Source organism: bacterium 336/3 (assembly GCA_001281695.1).
Classification (GTDB): Bacteria; Bacteroidota; Bacteroidia; order Cytophagales; family Thermonemataceae; genus Raineya.
Window position 1 is genome coordinate 2,075,059 of sequence record LJIE01000001.1, and the last position, 16,681, is coordinate 2,091,739.

At 32.7% G+C, this 16,681-nt stretch carries 15 protein-coding genes and 1 pseudogene; 8 read left to right on the forward strand and 8 right to left on the reverse strand.

Translation table 11 applies throughout. The features are described 5' to 3' along the window. Window positions 1–58 precede the first annotated feature (58 nt). Window positions 59–3,088 carry a hypothetical protein gene (locus AD998_09615; GenBank protein ID KOY86367.1) on the forward strand — a complete coding sequence of 1,010 codons (3,030 nt, stop codon included), beginning with the start codon at window positions 59–61 and terminating at the stop codon, window positions 3,086–3,088. 48 nt (window positions 3,089–3,136) lie between these two features. Here the strand turns inward: AD998_09615 and AD998_09620 are convergent, their stop codons facing one another. Beyond that, window positions 3,137–3,604, reverse strand: coding sequence for a hypothetical protein (locus tag AD998_09620; protein KOY86368.1), 468 nt, complete (start codon window positions 3,602–3,604; stop codon window positions 3,137–3,139). A gap of 127 nt (window positions 3,605–3,731) precedes the next feature. Here AD998_09620 and AD998_09625 point away from each other — a divergent pair, with 127 nt between their 5' ends. Beyond that, window positions 3,732–4,337: a hypothetical protein gene (locus tag AD998_09625; GenBank protein KOY86369.1), complete on the forward strand. Its 606-nt coding sequence runs from the start codon at window positions 3,732–3,734 to the stop codon at window positions 4,335–4,337. A 61-nt stretch (window positions 4,338–4,398) separates the two neighbouring features. Further along, on the forward strand, window positions 4,399–4,893 hold the full coding sequence (locus AD998_09630; protein ID KOY86370.1) for a thioesterase: 495 nt from the start codon (window positions 4,399–4,401) through the stop codon (window positions 4,891–4,893). Between the two features lie 35 nt (window positions 4,894–4,928). Here the strand turns inward: AD998_09630 and AD998_09635 are convergent, their stop codons facing one another. Both AD998_09635 and AD998_09640 read right to left on the reverse strand, forming a co-directional pair. Then, a complete protein-coding gene (locus AD998_09635) occupies window positions 4,929–5,711 on the reverse strand; it encodes a fatty acid desaturase (GenBank protein KOY86371.1) in 783 nt (260 codons plus the stop codon). A 59-nt stretch (window positions 5,712–5,770) separates the two neighbouring features. Further along, window positions 5,771–6,460, reverse strand: coding sequence for an aspartate racemase (locus AD998_09640; protein KOY86372.1), 690 nt, complete (start codon window positions 6,458–6,460; stop codon window positions 5,771–5,773). 234 nt (window positions 6,461–6,694) lie between these two features. Here AD998_09640 and AD998_09645 point away from each other — a divergent pair, with 234 nt between their 5' ends. Next, window positions 6,695–8,728 carry a hypothetical protein gene (locus AD998_09645; GenBank protein KOY86373.1) on the forward strand — a complete coding sequence of 678 codons (2,034 nt, stop codon included), beginning with the start codon at window positions 6,695–6,697 and terminating at the stop codon, window positions 8,726–8,728. Window positions 8,729–8,742: 14 nt separating this feature from the next. Here AD998_09645 and AD998_09650 read toward each other — a convergent pair whose 3' ends face one another. Beyond that, window positions 8,743–9,300 (reverse strand): cupin, encoded by a 558-nt coding sequence (locus AD998_09650; GenBank protein ID KOY86374.1) that lies wholly within the window; start codon window positions 9,298–9,300, stop codon window positions 8,743–8,745. 79 nt (window positions 9,301–9,379) lie between these two features. On the opposite strand from AD998_09650, the gene AD998_09655 reads away from it, so the two are divergent. The 3 genes from AD998_09655 to AD998_09665 all read left to right on the forward strand — a co-directional run bounded on the left by AD998_09655 (window position 9,380) and on the right by AD998_09665 (window position 11,932). After that, entirely contained in the window at window positions 9,380–10,075 is a 696-nt protein-coding gene (locus AD998_09655) for a hypothetical protein (protein KOY86375.1), read from the forward strand. Next, entirely contained in the window at window positions 10,072–10,320 is a 249-nt protein-coding gene (locus AD998_09660) for a hypothetical protein (protein ID KOY86376.1), read from the forward strand. The genes AD998_09655 and AD998_09660 overlap by 4 nt, the downstream gene beginning before the upstream one ends. A gap of 196 nt (window positions 10,321–10,516) precedes the next feature. Beyond that, window positions 10,517–11,932, forward strand: a complete 1,416-nt coding sequence (locus tag AD998_09665) for a hypothetical protein (protein KOY86377.1) — start codon at window positions 10,517–10,519, stop codon at window positions 11,930–11,932. Window positions 11,933–11,987: 55 nt separating this feature from the next. On the opposite strand, the gene AD998_09670 is transcribed toward AD998_09665, so the two are convergent. Continuing rightward, window positions 11,988–13,352: a hypothetical protein gene (locus AD998_09670; GenBank protein KOY86378.1), complete on the reverse strand. Its 1,365-nt coding sequence runs from the start codon at window positions 13,350–13,352 to the stop codon at window positions 11,988–11,990. 31 nt (window positions 13,353–13,383) lie between these two features. Between AD998_09670 and AD998_09675 the strand changes: the two genes are divergently transcribed. Continuing rightward, window positions 13,384–14,772, forward strand: coding sequence for a hypothetical protein (locus AD998_09675; protein ID KOY86379.1), 1,389 nt, complete (start codon window positions 13,384–13,386; stop codon window positions 14,770–14,772). A gap of 119 nt (window positions 14,773–14,891) precedes the next feature. Here AD998_09675 and AD998_09680 read toward each other — a convergent pair whose 3' ends face one another. From AD998_09680 to AD998_09690, 3 genes and pseudogenes are all read right to left on the reverse strand, one after another. Beyond that, complete coding sequence (locus AD998_09680; GenBank protein ID KOY86380.1) at window positions 14,892–15,704, reverse strand: hypothetical protein; 813 nt, start codon at window positions 15,702–15,704, stop codon at window positions 14,892–14,894. A gap of 115 nt (window positions 15,705–15,819) precedes the next feature. Further along, a pseudogene (locus AD998_09685) lies at window positions 15,820–16,098 on the reverse strand (hypothetical protein). 152 nt (window positions 16,099–16,250) lie between these two features. Beyond that, window positions 16,251–16,586, reverse strand: coding sequence for a hypothetical protein (locus AD998_09690; GenBank protein KOY86381.1), 336 nt, complete (start codon window positions 16,584–16,586; stop codon window positions 16,251–16,253). Between the last annotated feature and the right edge of the window lie 95 nt (window positions 16,587–16,681).

The following is a 16,681-nucleotide window of genomic DNA, read 5'->3' on the forward strand; positions in this document are numbered from 1 at the left end:
ACCACACAAAAATAAGAACTTGTAATTAAAATCATTATACAATCAAAAAACAACTTTTATGGCATACACAGATGCTGAACTCGCAGACTTTATCGCCTCAGTAGAACAAAGAGGTAGCTATTACATCACAAACGAACCCAAATTCGTTAATTTTTTTGATGATGTAAAAAAATATTTGACTGGCAATCTTAAAAATATTCCGACAACCCCTGCAAACAGTTATTATGGATGGTATTTTAGCCATTTGGTAGAAATGCTTGATATTCCTTCTGAATGGGGAGCAAAAAATGAACTGGTTTTTAATTTACTTACACAATCTGGCATTTGGCAAGATTTATCATATACATTTTGGTATTGGATAGAAAGGGTAGGTAATGAGCATCCTAAGGAAGGTGTCTTAGGTTTTTTATGGACAAAATTGATTTCCAGTGGATTAAAAGAAGCTGATTTGTTCAAAGATTTTGCTTATCGTAGCTACTATCAATTACTCAACGATAAAAACAAACCTACTCCTCAAGGAGAGTTTATTCTCCAAAAAATCGCAGAAAACGAAAAAATGGTTATCAAGGCATTTTGCGATTATCAGTATTCTGTGGAGTATTTGGTGAGGCTTTTGATTCATAATCGCCCTGAAGTAGCGGAAAATAATGCTAAAGAGTTTTTTAAAGTATCTTATCTTAATCAAGGAGGTGTAATAGATACTTTTTTAACAAAAGATGCCAAAAAATATGAAAAAGAGGCTTACGTTATCATTAGTAAAAAAACCGACCCTAAAGAAAAAATTGATGGTTTTGAGCTTTTAGACAAGCATTTTCCTAAAAAATATGATGAGGAAAGATTAAAAATTTTGTATGAATATTTGGATTGGTACACCAATGAAGTAAACAATTCAAAAAGTAGTTACTTCTACGAAAGTTATCAGAATATATACAACAAAAAAGGCGAATATGTGGATTATATGCCCATGAGTGCCTTTATTATTGATAAACTGTTAGAAACTGACTTCAAAAACTTCAAGCCTTATTTGGATAAATTTGTAGTAGAAACTTCTCGTTTCAATGAACAAATTGTAAAAGTAGTAGAGAAAAACTTAAAACAAGATTCTATTCCGTTGTTGTTTACAATGCTCAAAGCTGATGGTAAGAAAAATAATCGTAATTTCTTTAAAACAGCTTTTGAAGCCATTCAGAAACATGATTTCACAGCCTTCGAAGATACACTCTGGGAACTTGCCAAAGGTAAAAATAAAGGTGTAAGGGAACTAGTGGCTGTTACCCTTTCCAAACAAAAAGATAAAGCCATTCCAAATGCCGAAAAAATGCTTTTGGAAGGCAAAAATGCTGATACAAGGCAGTCAGGAGCTTTGATACTTTCTTTGATTGGGAATGAAAAAACCAAGAAAATCTTGATGAAAGCCCTGAATGCAGAAAAAAGTGATGATGCAAGAGATTTGATGCTTACAAACCTTGCAGATAAGCTTTATAAGAAAGCAGGAGAGAAGGAAGTAGCTGAAATGGTAGCTTTTGCCAAAGAAAGAGGAAAATTGGATAAGCAAGCTGAGAAATGGATAGATGAAACAAAATTACCAGCTTTACATTTCCAATCAGGTAAAAAATTAGACTTGGATACTGTCCGTTTCTTGCTTTATAGAATGGGTAGAGCCAAAGAAATGAAGTCTGATATTGAGGCAAAAGTAGTTTTAAATCTTGTGGATAGAAGTAAAAGTGGAACATTTGCCAAAGAAATTTTCAATCTATACTTGGGAAATGGAGCAGATTCTAAACAAAAATATTGTTTGGCATTGGCTGGTTTGCTGGGAGATGATGATGTGGTACAAACATTACGTTCTACAGTTCAACGTTGGGCTGAAAACACCCTGAAGTGGTTTCAGGATAATCAAGGTAATTGGCAACAATCTGGTGAAGGAGCAAGGCTTAAAATGGCAGAATATGCTGTAGGGGCACTCGCTCTGATAGGCTCAAACAAAGCTTTGAGAGCTGTGGAGTTTTTCTCAAGAAAATATCGTTCTAAGAACAAAAATATTGGTGAGGCTGCCAAAAATGCTTTGAAAACAGCAGCAGAAGAATTAGGAATAAGCCCTTATGAACTGGCTGATAGCATTATCCCTGATTTTGGTTTTGATGGGTTGTTTAAATCATTTGACATTAAAGGAGCAGAATACAGAGCCTTTATTGATAACGATTTCAAATTGGCTTATTTTGATGAGAACAATAAAAAACTCAAATCACCTCCCAAAGGTACACCTGAAGAACTCAAAACGGAGTTTAAAGAAATTGCCAAAGAAGTAAGAGATATAGTTCGTTCACAGTCAGATCGTTTAGAGCAATATATGGTAATTGGAAGACGTTGGACAAAAGAAAATTGGGAACGTTTCTTCTTGGGTAATCCAATTATGTTTGTGTATGCCATTAAGTTAATTTGGGGAGAGTTTGATAAAAATGGAAAACTGATTAATGCTTTCTATTGCTCGGAGGATACGACTCTTCTCAATTTGGAAGATGAGGAAATCAGTATTGATGAGGAAAATATGGTAGGAATGTTGCATCCATTGCATATTTCAGAACAAGAACGTCGTCAGTGGAAAGATAAATTCTACGAATTGGGTATAGAAGCAATATTTGATCAAATGAGTAGAGCTGTTCACTTGATTACAGATGCAGATAAAAATTTACTCATCAATAGTAATTTCAGTGGTAGAAAAGTAGATGCTCGTGCTGCTGTGGGATATTTTGAGAAATTAGGCTGGCAACGTGGTTCAGTGGTAGATGGAGGAATGGTTTCTGCTTATCGCAAATCGTTTGAAGAGGCTGGAGTAGATGCCATAATAGAAGTGGATGGAATTTTTATGGGCTATTACGATTATGATGATGCTCATATTGGCAGACTGTTTTTCGTGAAAACGGGTTCAGTGCAGTTTGGAAGCTACACTTATGATGAACCTAGTGATGACAAAGACAAACGTCTGATTCCTTTCAAAGATGTTTCGGATATTATTTATTCTGAAATTATTGGAGACCTTGAGAAAATTGCTCCCAAACCTGAAGAAGAACAGAAAGAACAAGCATAAAAAAAGAGGCGTACGCCTCTTTTTTGTTTTATGAAAGATGAGTTTTTATTAAGGACACATTAACATAGGATTTTTTTTGATTTTATTTTGCTGTATTTTCCAATAGCCCTCATTATCTGAAAAAAACTTTATCGTTATATATGTCCCATCATAAAAATTTGTTTGAAATCTTATGTATCTTTTTCTTCTGGTAAGAATTACAGCCATATTTACATTTTTCACCTTTTCTTTACCTTTGAAAATAAAAATGTCATTTTCAAAACAATCAACTCTTACACAAATTTTGGTAAATAATGTATCATTTATATAAACCTTCACAGAATCATCATCAATATTATGTAAATTTATCATTTTCCATTTCTTATAAGTTTTTGCAGTTCTTTCTTTTTTAGCAACCACAATATCAATCATATCTCTCTGAAAACCATTTGAATTAAATAAATTTTGACTGTAAATCCCTAATGGCATAGACAAAAAGACTAATAGAATTAAAACAATATTTATTTTTAAACTCATAATTATAGTTTTGAATCAGTATTAAGAAAAAAAGTGAAAATAAGCATATTCAAAATACATTGTTTTAAATCAAAAATATTTTTTTTAAATAATTATACCATTCGGTATTTTTCATTATCTTTGTAACATGAAATCGAAAGCAGAACAAACAACGGAGTTTATCATTGAAAAAGTAGCCCCTGTATTCAACAAAAAGGGTTATACTGCTACGAGTCTGTCTGATTTGGAAGAAGCCACAGGGCTTACCAAAGGAGCAATCTACGGAAATTTTGAGTCGAAAGAAGATTTAGCTGTCAAGGCTTTTCAATATAATTTTAAGAAAGTAAACCAATGGTTGTACGATTTTATGATTAAAGGCAAAAATCCAACAGAAAAACTGTTTTTGATGACGGAATTTTACAGAAATTATTATGATTTCATGGTAGATTTTGGAGGTTGCCCAATTATCAATGTGACCATTGATGCTAAAAATATCAACCCTACATTATATGCTTTAGGTTGTTATGAAGCTAAAAAAATGGAAGGCAAACTCACTAAAATTATCCAAATGGGTATTGAGAGTAAGGAATTTAAAGAAACCCTGAATGCAGAGCAAACGGCCAAAGTGCTTTATACCATGATAGATGGAAGTATTTTAATGTCTTTTTCGCATTTAGATAAGACATATTTAGAAACCATGATGGATTTTGTAGATAATTATATCAGAGAAAGAATTCTTCAACCAATTATATAAATTTTTTTATTCAAAAATATACCAATCGGTATATTTAAAAACCTTTAACCTTCAATGTTTTATGGAAAAAGTTTTGAAAAGTAAAACCAAAGTAAGATTTCAGGATTGTGACCCTTTCAATCACCTGAACAATGGAAAATATTTAGACTATTTTATGAATGCAAGAGAAGACCAATTGCTTGAATATTATGGTTTGGATATTTATAAAATAGCTCAAGAAACTCAGAAAAGTTGGGTAGTAGTAAGCAATCAAATTGCTTATTTTAAACCTGCTTTACTGATGGAGCCTATTATTATAGAATCTCAACTAATTAATTTTACACCTAAAAGCATTCAAATAGAACTCAGAATGTTCAATGAAAAACAAACAGAGTTAAAAGCTGTTAATTGGGTTAATTTTGTGCATTACGACTTAACTACACAAAAAGCTACCAACCATTCAGATGAATTTATGAATTTGTTTGGAAATGTAGTGTTCCCTCTTGACATTCAGAGCTTTGAAGAAAGAACAGCTACTATTCATAAAACTTTGTTTCAATCTCTTCAACCTGCTTAGAAATTCAAACACCCCACAAATCGTGGGGTGTTGTTTTAAAAAGTAATCTTTTTATCTATTTCAGGTAAGGCTTTGTCTATGCGTTTAGCTAATTCGGGTAATTTAATAGTGGGCACAGCAGGAAATAAATGATGTTCCAAATGATAAAACATATTGAACGTTAGCCAATTTTTCCAGAAAGTTCTTTGTGTACGTGCAAAATTCGGATTTTCGTGGGTATGGTGGTGGACAGTCCAAACAGCAAAAAAAGCCATCAAAAACTCTCCAAAGACCATGACAATCATATGATAAATCAGAAAATGAATCTGAAAATACCAAACTATACCCACAAAAATGACAATAGAAGTCAATTCTAAAAGTAAATTAATTTTGTAAAGTTTTCCACCTAACTGCCAAGTTACTTTATGAATTAAAAAAGTATGAATAGGTCCATACAAAATAGCTCCATACCAAGTCATACGAGCAGATTTTCCTTCATAATCTTTTTCTTCTAAGCAATACTTATGATGCCTTAAATGATTGAATTTAACAGCATGAATGGAAACCATCATCAGTACACTGTTGATGTAGAGTGTCAGCCATGTTAAAAACTTACTTGTCCCCAAAGTATTATGAAATCCATTATGAACCTGTCTGAGAGCTGTTAAGAAGAAAAATGCAGAAAAGGGTAAAGCCCAGACATAATGCTTGTAGTAAGCCAAAGTAATGGAAATAACAAACCAAGGAATTGTCAGATTGTTTTCAATCAGAAGTTCTTGGTTTGATAAGTTCTTTAAATCTTTCCATTGAACTTTTTTTAATATTTCTTGTTCGGTCATAAACATAGAAATTTAGAATAACCAAATATATAAAAATAAGGCAATCAAAACTTATTATTTTAAGACAACTGAAACTCAATGGCTACATTTGTGTGTATCAGGGTTGTATCGAATGCTGGAGCAGGGACTTCTTGGGGTGGGAGCAACATAGGAATTTCGGTACAGCCCAAAATAATTCCTTCTGCACCATTTGCCAAGAGCTTATCAATAATTTCTAGATAACGCTTTTTGCTTTCTTCTTTGAAAATACCTCTTCCAAGCTCTTCAAAAATATTTTGATGTAAGAATGCTCTGTCTGTTTCATCTGGAATGATGGTTTCAATCCCTTTTTTGAGTAATCGAGACTTAAAAAAATCAAGTTCCATTGTAAACTTTGTTCCCAAAAGTCCTACTTTTTTGAGTCCAACCTTTTCAATTTCAAGGGCAGTAGCATCAGCAATATGAATAATAGGAATGTCTAATTCTTTTTCAAGTCTATCAGCAATGTGATGCATGGTATTAGCACATAGCAAAATGGCATTTGCTCCAGAACTACTTAATTTTTTACAAGCTTTTAAAATTGTTTGAAATGTGGCATCCCAATCATTTCTGTCATTATTATTCTTGATTTCCTGATAATTAAGTGAGTAAATTATACATTCTGAGAAGTTTAAATCACCTAATTTGTTATTAACACCCTGATTGATAAGTTTGTAGTAATCTGTAGTGGAAACCCAACTGATTCCACCAACAAGTCCTAAAATTTTCATGATTTTGATAAATTTTGTTTTAAAATGAAATAAGTAGTTTTCATATAACTAACGAGAATATCTTTTTTCAAAGTATCATTCTCAAGTATAATTTTATCTCACAATCAAAAAAATCAAGCAATCATGAAGCTAAAAAAAATGATTTATTTTTCATGATTATATACTTCTTCATGTGATTGTTTTCTTCAAAAAAACATTCTACATTTCATTCTATAACCTCTAAAACTTATCAAAATGCTTATTATACACCTTCAAAACTTATGGAAATCTTTCTCCATAGTTTGCTTGCTATTCTTTTTGAATGTTGGACTATTGGCACAAGACACATCTCGTACTGCAAAAGTATTTGAAACAGATGCAACAGATATGTTAAAACTAATGAATCAGAAAAACCAAGATGAAGATTTGGTATCTATTACAGGGTATAAAGAAACACCTTTGCGAGAAAGCCCTGGAATTGTAACACTTATCACAGAAGAAGAAATTAAGAACTCAGGAGCAAGAGATTTGGTAGATATTTTGAGGTTAGTACCTGGGCTTAATTTTGCTCATAACTACGAAAATGCCATAGGCTTTGTAGCTCGAGGCAACTGGGCAGAAGAAGGCAAATTTTTACTTCTTTTAGATGGAATGATTCTCAACGAAAACAGTTTTGGTACAGTAGCTTTTGGGCAACGAATACCTATCGGAAATATTAAAAGAATAGAAATTATAAGAGGTGCAGGTTCTTCTATTTATGGAGGTTTGGCAGAATTGTGTGTGATTAATATTATTACAAAAACAACTACCTCAAAATCTGGAGCAGAAGTCAAAATGACATCTGGAATATCTGAAGGGCGTTTTTCAAGAAATAATTTTTTAGTAGATGTATTTCAGTCATATAAAGATGACTCAAGATTTTCTATTTCGGCTTTTGCTACCAAAGGAACTCAAAGCAATATCCGTTTTACAGATTTACAAGGCAGAAATATCAATTATGGAGATAGTTCAGAAACAGCTACCCAAAATATCAATATGGGACTCATCAAAAAGGATTTTCAATTTAATTTTATATTTAACAATTATGAATATGAAAACCTCAATAATCTAAAAGTAGGCTTTAGAGATTATATGGCTAATATTGCATATAATTGGCATATCTCTAAGAAATTATCCCTAAAACCCAGAGTTTCTTGGAAAAACTTGCAACCTTGGAATTATCAGAACTACCAGAACCTACCATCTGCTAATCAGGCAATTTATGATGGGTACCGTACCAATAATAATCGTTATACTGCAAGTATAGTTTCATTATATACACCTAACGATAATATGAATATAACCATAGGAGGGGAGTTTTTTAGTGAAAATGCTACTTATCAAGTAAAAGGGCTGACATTTTCAAATAATAAAAATAGAATAAATTTCAGCAACATTGCCTTCTTTGGAGAAGTGCTTTATAAATCAAGATTTGCCAATATCACTGCAGGTGTTAGATATGATGATTATAGTGCTGTAGAGCCCGCCATTGTACCCAGAATAGCAGTTACAAGAGCATTAGAAAAATGGCATTTCAAAGCATTGTATAGTGCCTCATTCAAAGCTCCTACTATCCAGAATATTGAATTTAGTATCGAAAACGATATTCAACCTGAAAGAACAAATTCAATAGAGTTGGAAATAGGCTATAAGTTAAATAATAATACTTCTATTACTGCTAATATTTTTGACATCAGAATTCAGAAACCTATTGTGTATTTTATTGATAGAATTACCTTTTCAGAAGGATATACCAATTTGAATCAAACAGGTTCACAAGGATTTGAAGTAGAGTTTAAAACAAAACCTAAGTGGGGACTTATACAATTTGGATATTCTTATTATACTCCCCAATACAATGAAACACCCAATTATCAGGTAATCGATGCAAACGGAAATGTAGATAAAACGATATATTTGGGTGTGCCGAATCACAAACTCACCCTCAATACTCATCTAAAAGTAAATAATAAATTTTATTTCAATCCAATGATGATGTATTTCAGTAAGAAATATACATATCTGTTTAACAATAATTTAGATTTAGTGTTGACAGAATTTAAACCTGAGTTTCATGTAAATCTTTCAGCATACTTTGTTGCCAACGATCAACTAAAGATAAATTTTGGTATCTACAATCTGCTTGGTCAGAATCTTTGGTTTATAAACCCTTATAATAGTGGAGACAATCCTATTCCAGAACATAAGCAGGAAATTTTATTACAGATATCTTATAGGTTAAGTAGGTAATATTCAGGTTTATATTATTTTTCAATCCCTGAATATTTTTTATAAATAGCTCTGTACCCGAAGTAACGGGCTATAGGAGCTATTGTATTCATCAGTAATTTTTGTAACCAAACAGGCACATCTGCTAAATAAGACTTTCCTTCTAAATATTTTAATGTGACTAATTGTTGAATGAAGCCATAATGTCCTTTTGTTAATTTCCCATCAACAGCTAAACCTACTGAATTTTCAAGGAAATAGTCAAAGTCAAAGGCTGGGGTTACAGTATAAATATAAGTAATGGCAAAATCATCTACATGATAATGGTTATGGGGTGTGTTTTTAGGAATAATTATTTTTTCGCCTGCATTGAGTGTAAAAGTTTTCCCATCAACCCAAAAAGTCATAGTTCCTGATAAAACCTCAAATGTTTCATCTTGTAACACATGAAAATGATTAGGCAGTAGTTTTCCTCGACTAATAACTGTCGATTTAATGGTAACCCTTTCACCATGTGTATCTTGAGCTGTTTCTAAAAATTCGTAAGTATCTCCAGATTTTGGATTCCGGAGAATTTGTCCTTTTATAGGCATAAAGACATTTATTAATAAAATACTTTATGTAATTTAGTAAAAAGAAAATATATTTCCGCATTAATTTTTTATTTTAATTATGCATATTCATTGTTTTCAACATGTATCTTTTGAAGGTTTAGGGCATATAGAAGACTGGGCAAAAGAAAGAAATCACCAAATCTCTTATACCTATTTTTTTGAGAAAGATTTTCAAATACCCTCTTTAGAAAAAATAGATGCTCTTATTGTTTTAGGTGGCTATATGAATGTGTATGAGGAAGAAAAGTTTGTATGGCTAAATCCTGAAAAAGAGTTTATTAGAAATGCCATTGATAGCCAGAAGAAAGTAATGGGCATTTGTTTGGGTTCACAACTGATTTCTTCGGCATTTGGATGTAAAGTATATGCCAACAAGCAGAAAGAAATAGGTTTTTATCCTATTTCTTTCACACAAGATATGCTTGAAAATCCGATTTTTAATCACTTGAAAAACGAAAATCTTGTTTTTCACTGGCATGGTGATACTTTTGACTTACCTCACCAAGCAAAACGTATTGCATCAAGTGTGGCTTGTGAAAATCAAGGGTACATCGTTGATAATCAGGTTTTAGCTTTGCAATTCCACTGGGAAATGAATGAAATAACACTCAAAAAAATGCTTTTACATGATGGTAATGAACTCGAAGAAAAAGGTTTATACATCCAAAATAAAGAAGAAATAGAGAAGCAAATGCCTGTTTTAGAACAAAATAAAAATGACTTTTTTCAATTATTAGACAAGTTTTTTTCATGAGTTATAATGATATTATTGGGACAATAGGAGTAGGACTGATTTTGATAGCTTATTTTCTAAATACATTTTCTTTGATACAAAAAGACGGGAATCTGTTCTTCCTGATGAATATTGTAGGAGCTGGTTTGGCTTGTTATGCTTCTTTTCTCATCCATTATGTCCCATTTATTATTTTGGAAGGAGTATGGTGTTTGGTATCTTGTATGGGTTTGGCAAAAAATATTATTTCACCCAACAAAATATAAAAATTGTACTTTTTGTAGTGTTTCTTTAATTTTTTAAAGAATTGTAAGTATTGTCCTCCTTGTGTCCACCTCTTTTGATAGGCAGTCCATTTAATGTCTGCCTATATTTTTTGTATAAAAAAGAAAATGCCAAGATCTTTGTGCCATCAATTAATCATTGTACTTTTTATACATTTAAAACAAAATAATTTCAGTGATGACAATTTCTTTAAAATCTATTTGCTATGTCTTGTTTCTTATTACGGCTTTAGGAGCTTGTAAAATGAACACTCTTCAATCAGTAATGGAAACACCTATTGATGAACAAAAAAAATCAAATTCTTTGAGAGCTGTAAACCCTGTAGAGTTCAATACTACTGGTACACTTGCAAGTGGTGCTGTAATACCTATTGCAGATTTAAAAGCTACAGGTGGAAATTTGGTAGGAAATCCCATATTGGTTGATAACATGCCTGAGATTATCGAATCAGAAGGATGGTTGATGGCTCCTCCTCAAATCAATAGCAACAAACAAGCAGTTTCAGGAGACATGGAATATTATACGTTCCATTACAACAAAACAGAAGTAGCTGGCTATTATGTTCTTTTGGCAAGTAATCCCCAACGTGATAAAGCCATTACTATAAACGCTCAGGGTGTATTGCTTGCTAAAGATGATGTAGGTGTTTTTACTTTTCCAAACTACGTCATTGAAAAAGAATCGTATGAGGTTGCGGATAGATTTATCAACAACAATTTTAACGTAAATACTGGAGATATTTCTATTCCTTTTTTAGGTAGCGGACAATCTAATGCGAAAGTGCTAACATACAGAAAAGTAGGCAATGGAAATGGCATTGATGGACGTTTTAAAATGAAAATTACAGGACAGGCTTTTATTTATAGTGTTTTTGTTATTCAAAAATCTGGAGAAACCATAGATAAAATGCTTCAAAGAGCCATTCAGATGGCTACAACAGATACAGGATCTACAGCTGATATTGCAAAAAGAGCAGATGGTGAGTGGCTTGATAAATTTGGCTATATTGTGGAAACTTTTTCAGGCAATACGCCTGTAGGTACTCCTGCGGGTCGTTATGGACGTGAGTGTGGTTTATATCAGAAATCTGGTTGGCAAATCAACAATGATATTACTTTGCCAGCAACAAAAGGTTTTTTAGGGTTTTGTATGATTAATGACCGTAAAACTGTCAATTATCCCGAAGACCAAACTTCTCCCAATACAGCTCTTACGCCTGTAGATGTTCGCCGTTATCCCCTTATCAAAAATTTTAGCAATGCCACTCGTTCTTATGGCAATTATGGACATTATTATGATATTACCTTCAAAATTATTAATACACAAGCCAGAAGCAGAAATGTCGCTCTTTCTTTTGCTTTCAATAGTCCAGACGCTTCCAAACCCAATGCAAGATTTGTAGGAGCTATGAAAGTGAAAGTTGGAAACAATGCAGAAACAACAGTTCCTGTAATGGTTAGACTAAATGACCCTCGTAAATCTTTGGCAAATTTTACAGTAGGGGCTAGTACTTCACAAACTGTTAAAATTAGATTCTACGTACCAGGTTTAATTACAGCAGGGAATCAACTCATTATAGAATCTTTGGATTAAACTAAAAATCCTCCAAAATTAAATTTTGGAGGATTCTATTTTTCTGAAAAAATACTTATTTCTTTTTAATAGCAACAATAATAGGCAAAATAGAACCTTTATCTGTTTTTGCTGTGAATTTTATTCCTGTAATTTCTTGAAAATTAATTTGTTGTGCTGGAATTAACTTGCTACCCAAAACTTTCTGAATTCTATCGAGCAGTTTCCCTTCCAAAGCTGAAAGTTGCTCCAACAACGAAGGCAAATGCAAACGTTCTTTGCTGTAAAGTACACAAATATAGTCAGTTGTGTTTGGATTATCTATTTGAATATAATGGTTTTCGTCTGGTAAGGTCGTATTCATATTCTGATACAACAATGGACTTTTTTGTTCTGAGGGGAAAATGAGATGACTTTTATCCATCAAATCTGTACTAAAAGCATAAATATAAATAGGCTCTGTATTCGATAAATACATTTTGAAAAGTGTTCCTGCCTGATAAGTTTGGGTCGTTTCATAAAAGCCATCTTTGAGTTTCAAGGGCATTTCTATTCCTACAGAAAGGTTGAGTTTCAATTCACCAGCAATTTGAGAGGTGGGTTCTTCAATCTCATACATTTCATAAGCTTCAAAACAAATTTCTTGAAAATATTGATAGGGCATCCAAATAAAACCTTTGTTAGCCCATAAAGTTCCCCAACTATTGACTACCTCGAAAGCTTGTAAATCTTCATTATATCCCACTATTGTAAGAGCATGTCCACCTTCATCTTTCCAATTTTCTTCCAATTCTTTTTCTTTGGGTTTCCATACACTGTCTTTTGCTTGAATAAAAGATTTAAAAAAGCACTGTAAACCTATGACAACTGGTTTTCCTTGTGCTATGCTTTTCTTTACAGCAAGAACTTTTTCTTTGCTATTGGCTAAAAATAATCTTCTGTATTCTCCAATTTTATAATCTTCAGCTTTTTTTCGGAGTTCACTACTAATAGGTTGCCCACAAGGTTTAGAAAAACTACTAAAAGTGACAGTTCCATGTTGTTTGAGTGCTTCTAAGGCAATAATCAGGCCTGCACCTTCCTGACAGGTTTTATCTGTATAGCCTTTGATGTTTTCATATACAAAATAAGGCGAACCTGCATGCAAATCAATTTCTTTTGTGCCTTGCCATTTATTTTTTTGTGCAAGCATGATTGTACGAGCATAATAGGCACTTGTCCAAGCGACACAAGTTCCATATTCTCCCTGATTTTTGGGTGTAGGGCAAAATTGTTTGAGGCTAAAATTTTTAGGTAATTGAATATTTGCTCCCCTTTGAGGAATTTGTGCTAAAAATACATTTTTATAAGCATTGCTATCCAACTTACAACCCATTCGGGTCTGACTAAAAGCTTCTAAAAACAGAAATGTAAAAAATAAAAAAAGAAGAATTTTCTTCATTAGAATAAAGTTTTGGGCAATATATCAAAACTTGATAAAAAAAAGTTATTTTTTTTTATGGAATCTTTATGCACTCCTCATCCTGTATAAAAAAGTTCATCACAAAATACTTACCCCTATGAAAATCACTTGGAAAATTCCCGTAATTGGTATCGCTGCTGCTGCTTCTATGTGGGCTGGCATTGAATCAAGCAAACTTTTAAAAGAAGAGGGATTGCATCACTCTACACAAGGTTGTGTATTTAGAACAACCATGGGCGAAGAATCCTCAGAAGGACATGCTATTTATAAAACTCCAGAAAATGTAGAAAAATCTGTAAAAAAGGGTTTGGCTTTTTTGATAAACGCCCAGCAAAATAATGGAGGATGGGGAGCAGGCTTACACAGCCGACAAGATGTAACAGACCCGCATGCTGTTTCTACTGACCCCGCAACAACTTCTATGGTATTGATGTCTATTTTGAGAAGTGGCAATACCTTTGAAAAAGGTGATTACAAAAATCAAGCATTAAAAGCACTCAATTATCTTTTGGAATGTGTAGAAAAATCATCTCCCAACGATTTGAACATCACCACACAAACAGGAACACAAATTCAAAGTAAATTGGGACAAAACATAGACGTTTCCTTAACGGCTCAAGCTCTTTCTAACTCTCTTGATTATTTGGATTATGATAAAAAGCTCAAAGAAAGAGTAAAGAAAAACTTGGATGTTTGTACTGAAAAAATACAAAAATCTCAAAACCAAGATGGTAGTGTTAGAGGTGCAGGTTGGGCAGGCGTATTACAATCTTCATTTGCTACCAATGCCTTAGAATCAGCTCAGAAAAAAGGGGCTAAAGTAGATGAAAAAGCACTTCAAAGAGCTCGTGATTATAACAAAGGTAATTTTAACACCAAAACTGGTGATGTAAATACAGACATGGGAGCAGGTATCGTATTGTACTCTGTATCAGGCTCTACACGCTCATCAGCAAAAGAAGCCAGAGAAGCAGAAGAAAAAATGGAAAAAGCTCGTAAAGATGGAAAATTAGCAGCAAATGCTCCTGTATCTACTGAAAATTTGAAAAAAGCAGGATTTGGTGATCAAGAAGCAGAACGCTATTCCAATGCTTATCAAGTATATAGCCAAGCAAAAGTGAAAGCTCAAGATGATAGAGTGATGTCTGGCTTTGGTAACAATGGAGGAGAAGAGTTTTTAAGTTTCTTACAAACTGGAGAATCTTTGATTATTGGTAAAGACAAAGAGTGGAAAAAATGGTACAACAATGTTTCTGGGCGTTTGCTCAATATTCAAGAAAATGATGGTAGCTGGAGAGGACACCACTGTATCACAAGCCCAGTTTTCTGTACAGCTACTTGTTTACTTATCCTTTCAGTAGAAAATGATGTTCAGAAATTAGAAGAATTAGGTAAATAATTAAATATAGATAATAGTAATGAGCATTTAGAATAAAAAAATAAAATACACTGTTTAATTTACACATATATATTATAACTATGAAACTTTATAGGCATTCTGAACAGAATGCCTATTTTTTATTTTTTTCCATAAATAAAACCTACATTTCCTTTCTCATCACCTTGGTAATCAATAAGATTTAAGTTGCCATCTTTGTCTATTCGCCAATTCGTAGCTGACCACCCTGTACCATCATTAAGTTGGAGCTGGTTGTATTGCAAACGCCACTGAAAAACTTTATCTCCATTGGTTGTAACATATTTGCCTGTACCATCAGCTTTAAATACTACTGTACCATAAGTTGCCAAATCTGGATTTGTTAAACTTTTAACTCTTTCATTTAAGGCATTCTTGATTTTATTTTCGTCATAATCATTGGAACTCAAGTACTCTTTAAGCTCTTTAGATTTGGTATTCCAAACAATGTCTTTAAAAGACCACTCACCAATTACATCCACATTGGCATAAAAGTTATTGGTAGGAGTGTTACCTTGTGGGCAAGAATTGATGTTGCCTTCTGTTTCGTATTTTATAAAGCGAAAAAAACCTTTATTATTTTGCCTAAAACTCAGATAAGCTTTCCCTTTGGGTAAACTGATGACCAATGTATATAGATTCATATCTGGGTTGTAACCCAAATCTTCTTCATTTGCCATCATGATACCTCTAAGTAAACAACGATTAGCCTTCCAAGATGCCATGTATTTTTCAATGGTAGGCATAGTCATGCCTTGCGAAATACGTAAAACTCTTGTCCCATAATAACCACCTACAGATGTTTGAAATTCCTGCAGACAGTCTGCTATGCTGGTAAAATTGACGTTTCTGTCTTGAGCTAAAGCGGAGAAAAATGTTAGAAACAGTAAAAATGCAATAGATAATTTTTTCATGTGAAGTAGATTTTTGTAATATTTAGAATTTCATCTTCACAAGAATCGTCAAAAAAAAATAAAATTTCAGTGTAACTTTATAAAATGACTATTTTGATTTACCAAAACCACACTTTTATTCTTTAATCTCCACAGCATCATAAATGATAAAGTTAAGTTTTTCCAAATCATCGGGATTTATTTTGAGCCTACCTTTTACCTTTACAAGTTTGTCAGTTGGGTAAATAGGTGTTTTTTTACCTTTAGGAAAATAGACTTCTACAACTGTGGCAGGACTTGCTCCACCACAGAAAAAACACATTCGATAAGGTACTTTTGAGATAATCATGATGTTAAATTCTGCTCCTATGGGTATGTAATAACCTTTTAGGGTTATTTCTTTTCCATCAATAGATTTGGCATAAGTTTCCATAATAGGAGCTAACAAATCCGTTTGGATTTTCTCAAAATACTTTGGCGAAAATTTCACTTTATCCAGTTTTTCCCAACCCGAAACCTGAGCTAAAGAAATATGAGAAACTAAAAAGAATGAAAAGAGCAGAAATTTCATTGAGGACAATTTTTATGTTCTAAATAATTTTTGATGTGTAGAAGAATTAAGCCAAATGAACCAACATAGCTTAGTAAAGACAAGTTATCTTCCAAAAAAATACCTAAAGCAAAGATACTGTAAGCTATGTAAAACAGAATTTTACGAGCTATCTTTTGTTTTTGAGTTGCTAAGTAAACAGCCAAAGCTCCTAAAATTAAGAAAATGTAATCTAAGTATTCCCACCAGCTATTTTGCTGTAAATCACCTACAAAACTGAATATCACAGGTTGCAAAATCAGGAGTAATGGTAAAAATAAGCAATGTATCAGGCAAGCCATAGAGCTAATCATGCCTATTAAATCAGGATTCAGAGGTTTGAAATTGAATTTTTTGCTCAATAAAACTTTCATCGATTTTGGGGTTGAAGGTAAAAAAACTATATTTG

Coding starts and splice junctions, on each gene's coding strand:
- AD998_09615 (KOY86367.1), top strand. CDS start 59: ATGGCATACACAGATGCTGAACTCGCAGACTTTATCGCCTCAGTAGAA.
- AD998_09620 (KOY86368.1), bottom strand. CDS start 3,604: ATGAGTTTAAAAATAAATATTGTTTTAATTCTATTAGTCTTTTTGTCT.
- AD998_09625 (KOY86369.1), top strand. CDS start 3,732: ATGAAATCGAAAGCAGAACAAACAACGGAGTTTATCATTGAAAAAGTA.
- AD998_09630 (KOY86370.1), top strand. CDS start 4,399: ATGGAAAAAGTTTTGAAAAGTAAAACCAAAGTAAGATTTCAGGATTGT.
- AD998_09635 (KOY86371.1), bottom strand. CDS start 5,711: ATGACCGAACAAGAAATATTAAAAAAAGTTCAATGGAAAGATTTAAAG.
- AD998_09640 (KOY86372.1), bottom strand. CDS start 6,460: ATGAAAATTTTAGGACTTGTTGGTGGAATCAGTTGGGTTTCCACTACA.
- AD998_09645 (KOY86373.1), top strand. CDS start 6,695: ATGCTTATTATACACCTTCAAAACTTATGGAAATCTTTCTCCATAGTT.
- AD998_09650 (KOY86374.1), bottom strand. CDS start 9,300: ATGCCTATAAAAGGACAAATTCTCCGGAATCCAAAATCTGGAGATACT.
- AD998_09655 (KOY86375.1), top strand. CDS start 9,380: ATGCATATTCATTGTTTTCAACATGTATCTTTTGAAGGTTTAGGGCAT.
- AD998_09660 (KOY86376.1), top strand. CDS start 10,072: ATGAGTTATAATGATATTATTGGGACAATAGGAGTAGGACTGATTTTG.
- AD998_09665 (KOY86377.1), top strand. CDS start 10,517: ATGACAATTTCTTTAAAATCTATTTGCTATGTCTTGTTTCTTATTACG.
- AD998_09670 (KOY86378.1), bottom strand. CDS start 13,352: ATGAAGAAAATTCTTCTTTTTTTATTTTTTACATTTCTGTTTTTAGAA.
- AD998_09680 (KOY86380.1), bottom strand. CDS start 15,704: ATGAAAAAATTATCTATTGCATTTTTACTGTTTCTAACATTTTTCTCC.
- AD998_09690 (KOY86381.1), bottom strand. CDS start 16,586: ATGATTAGCTCTATGGCTTGCCTGATACATTGCTTATTTTTACCATTA.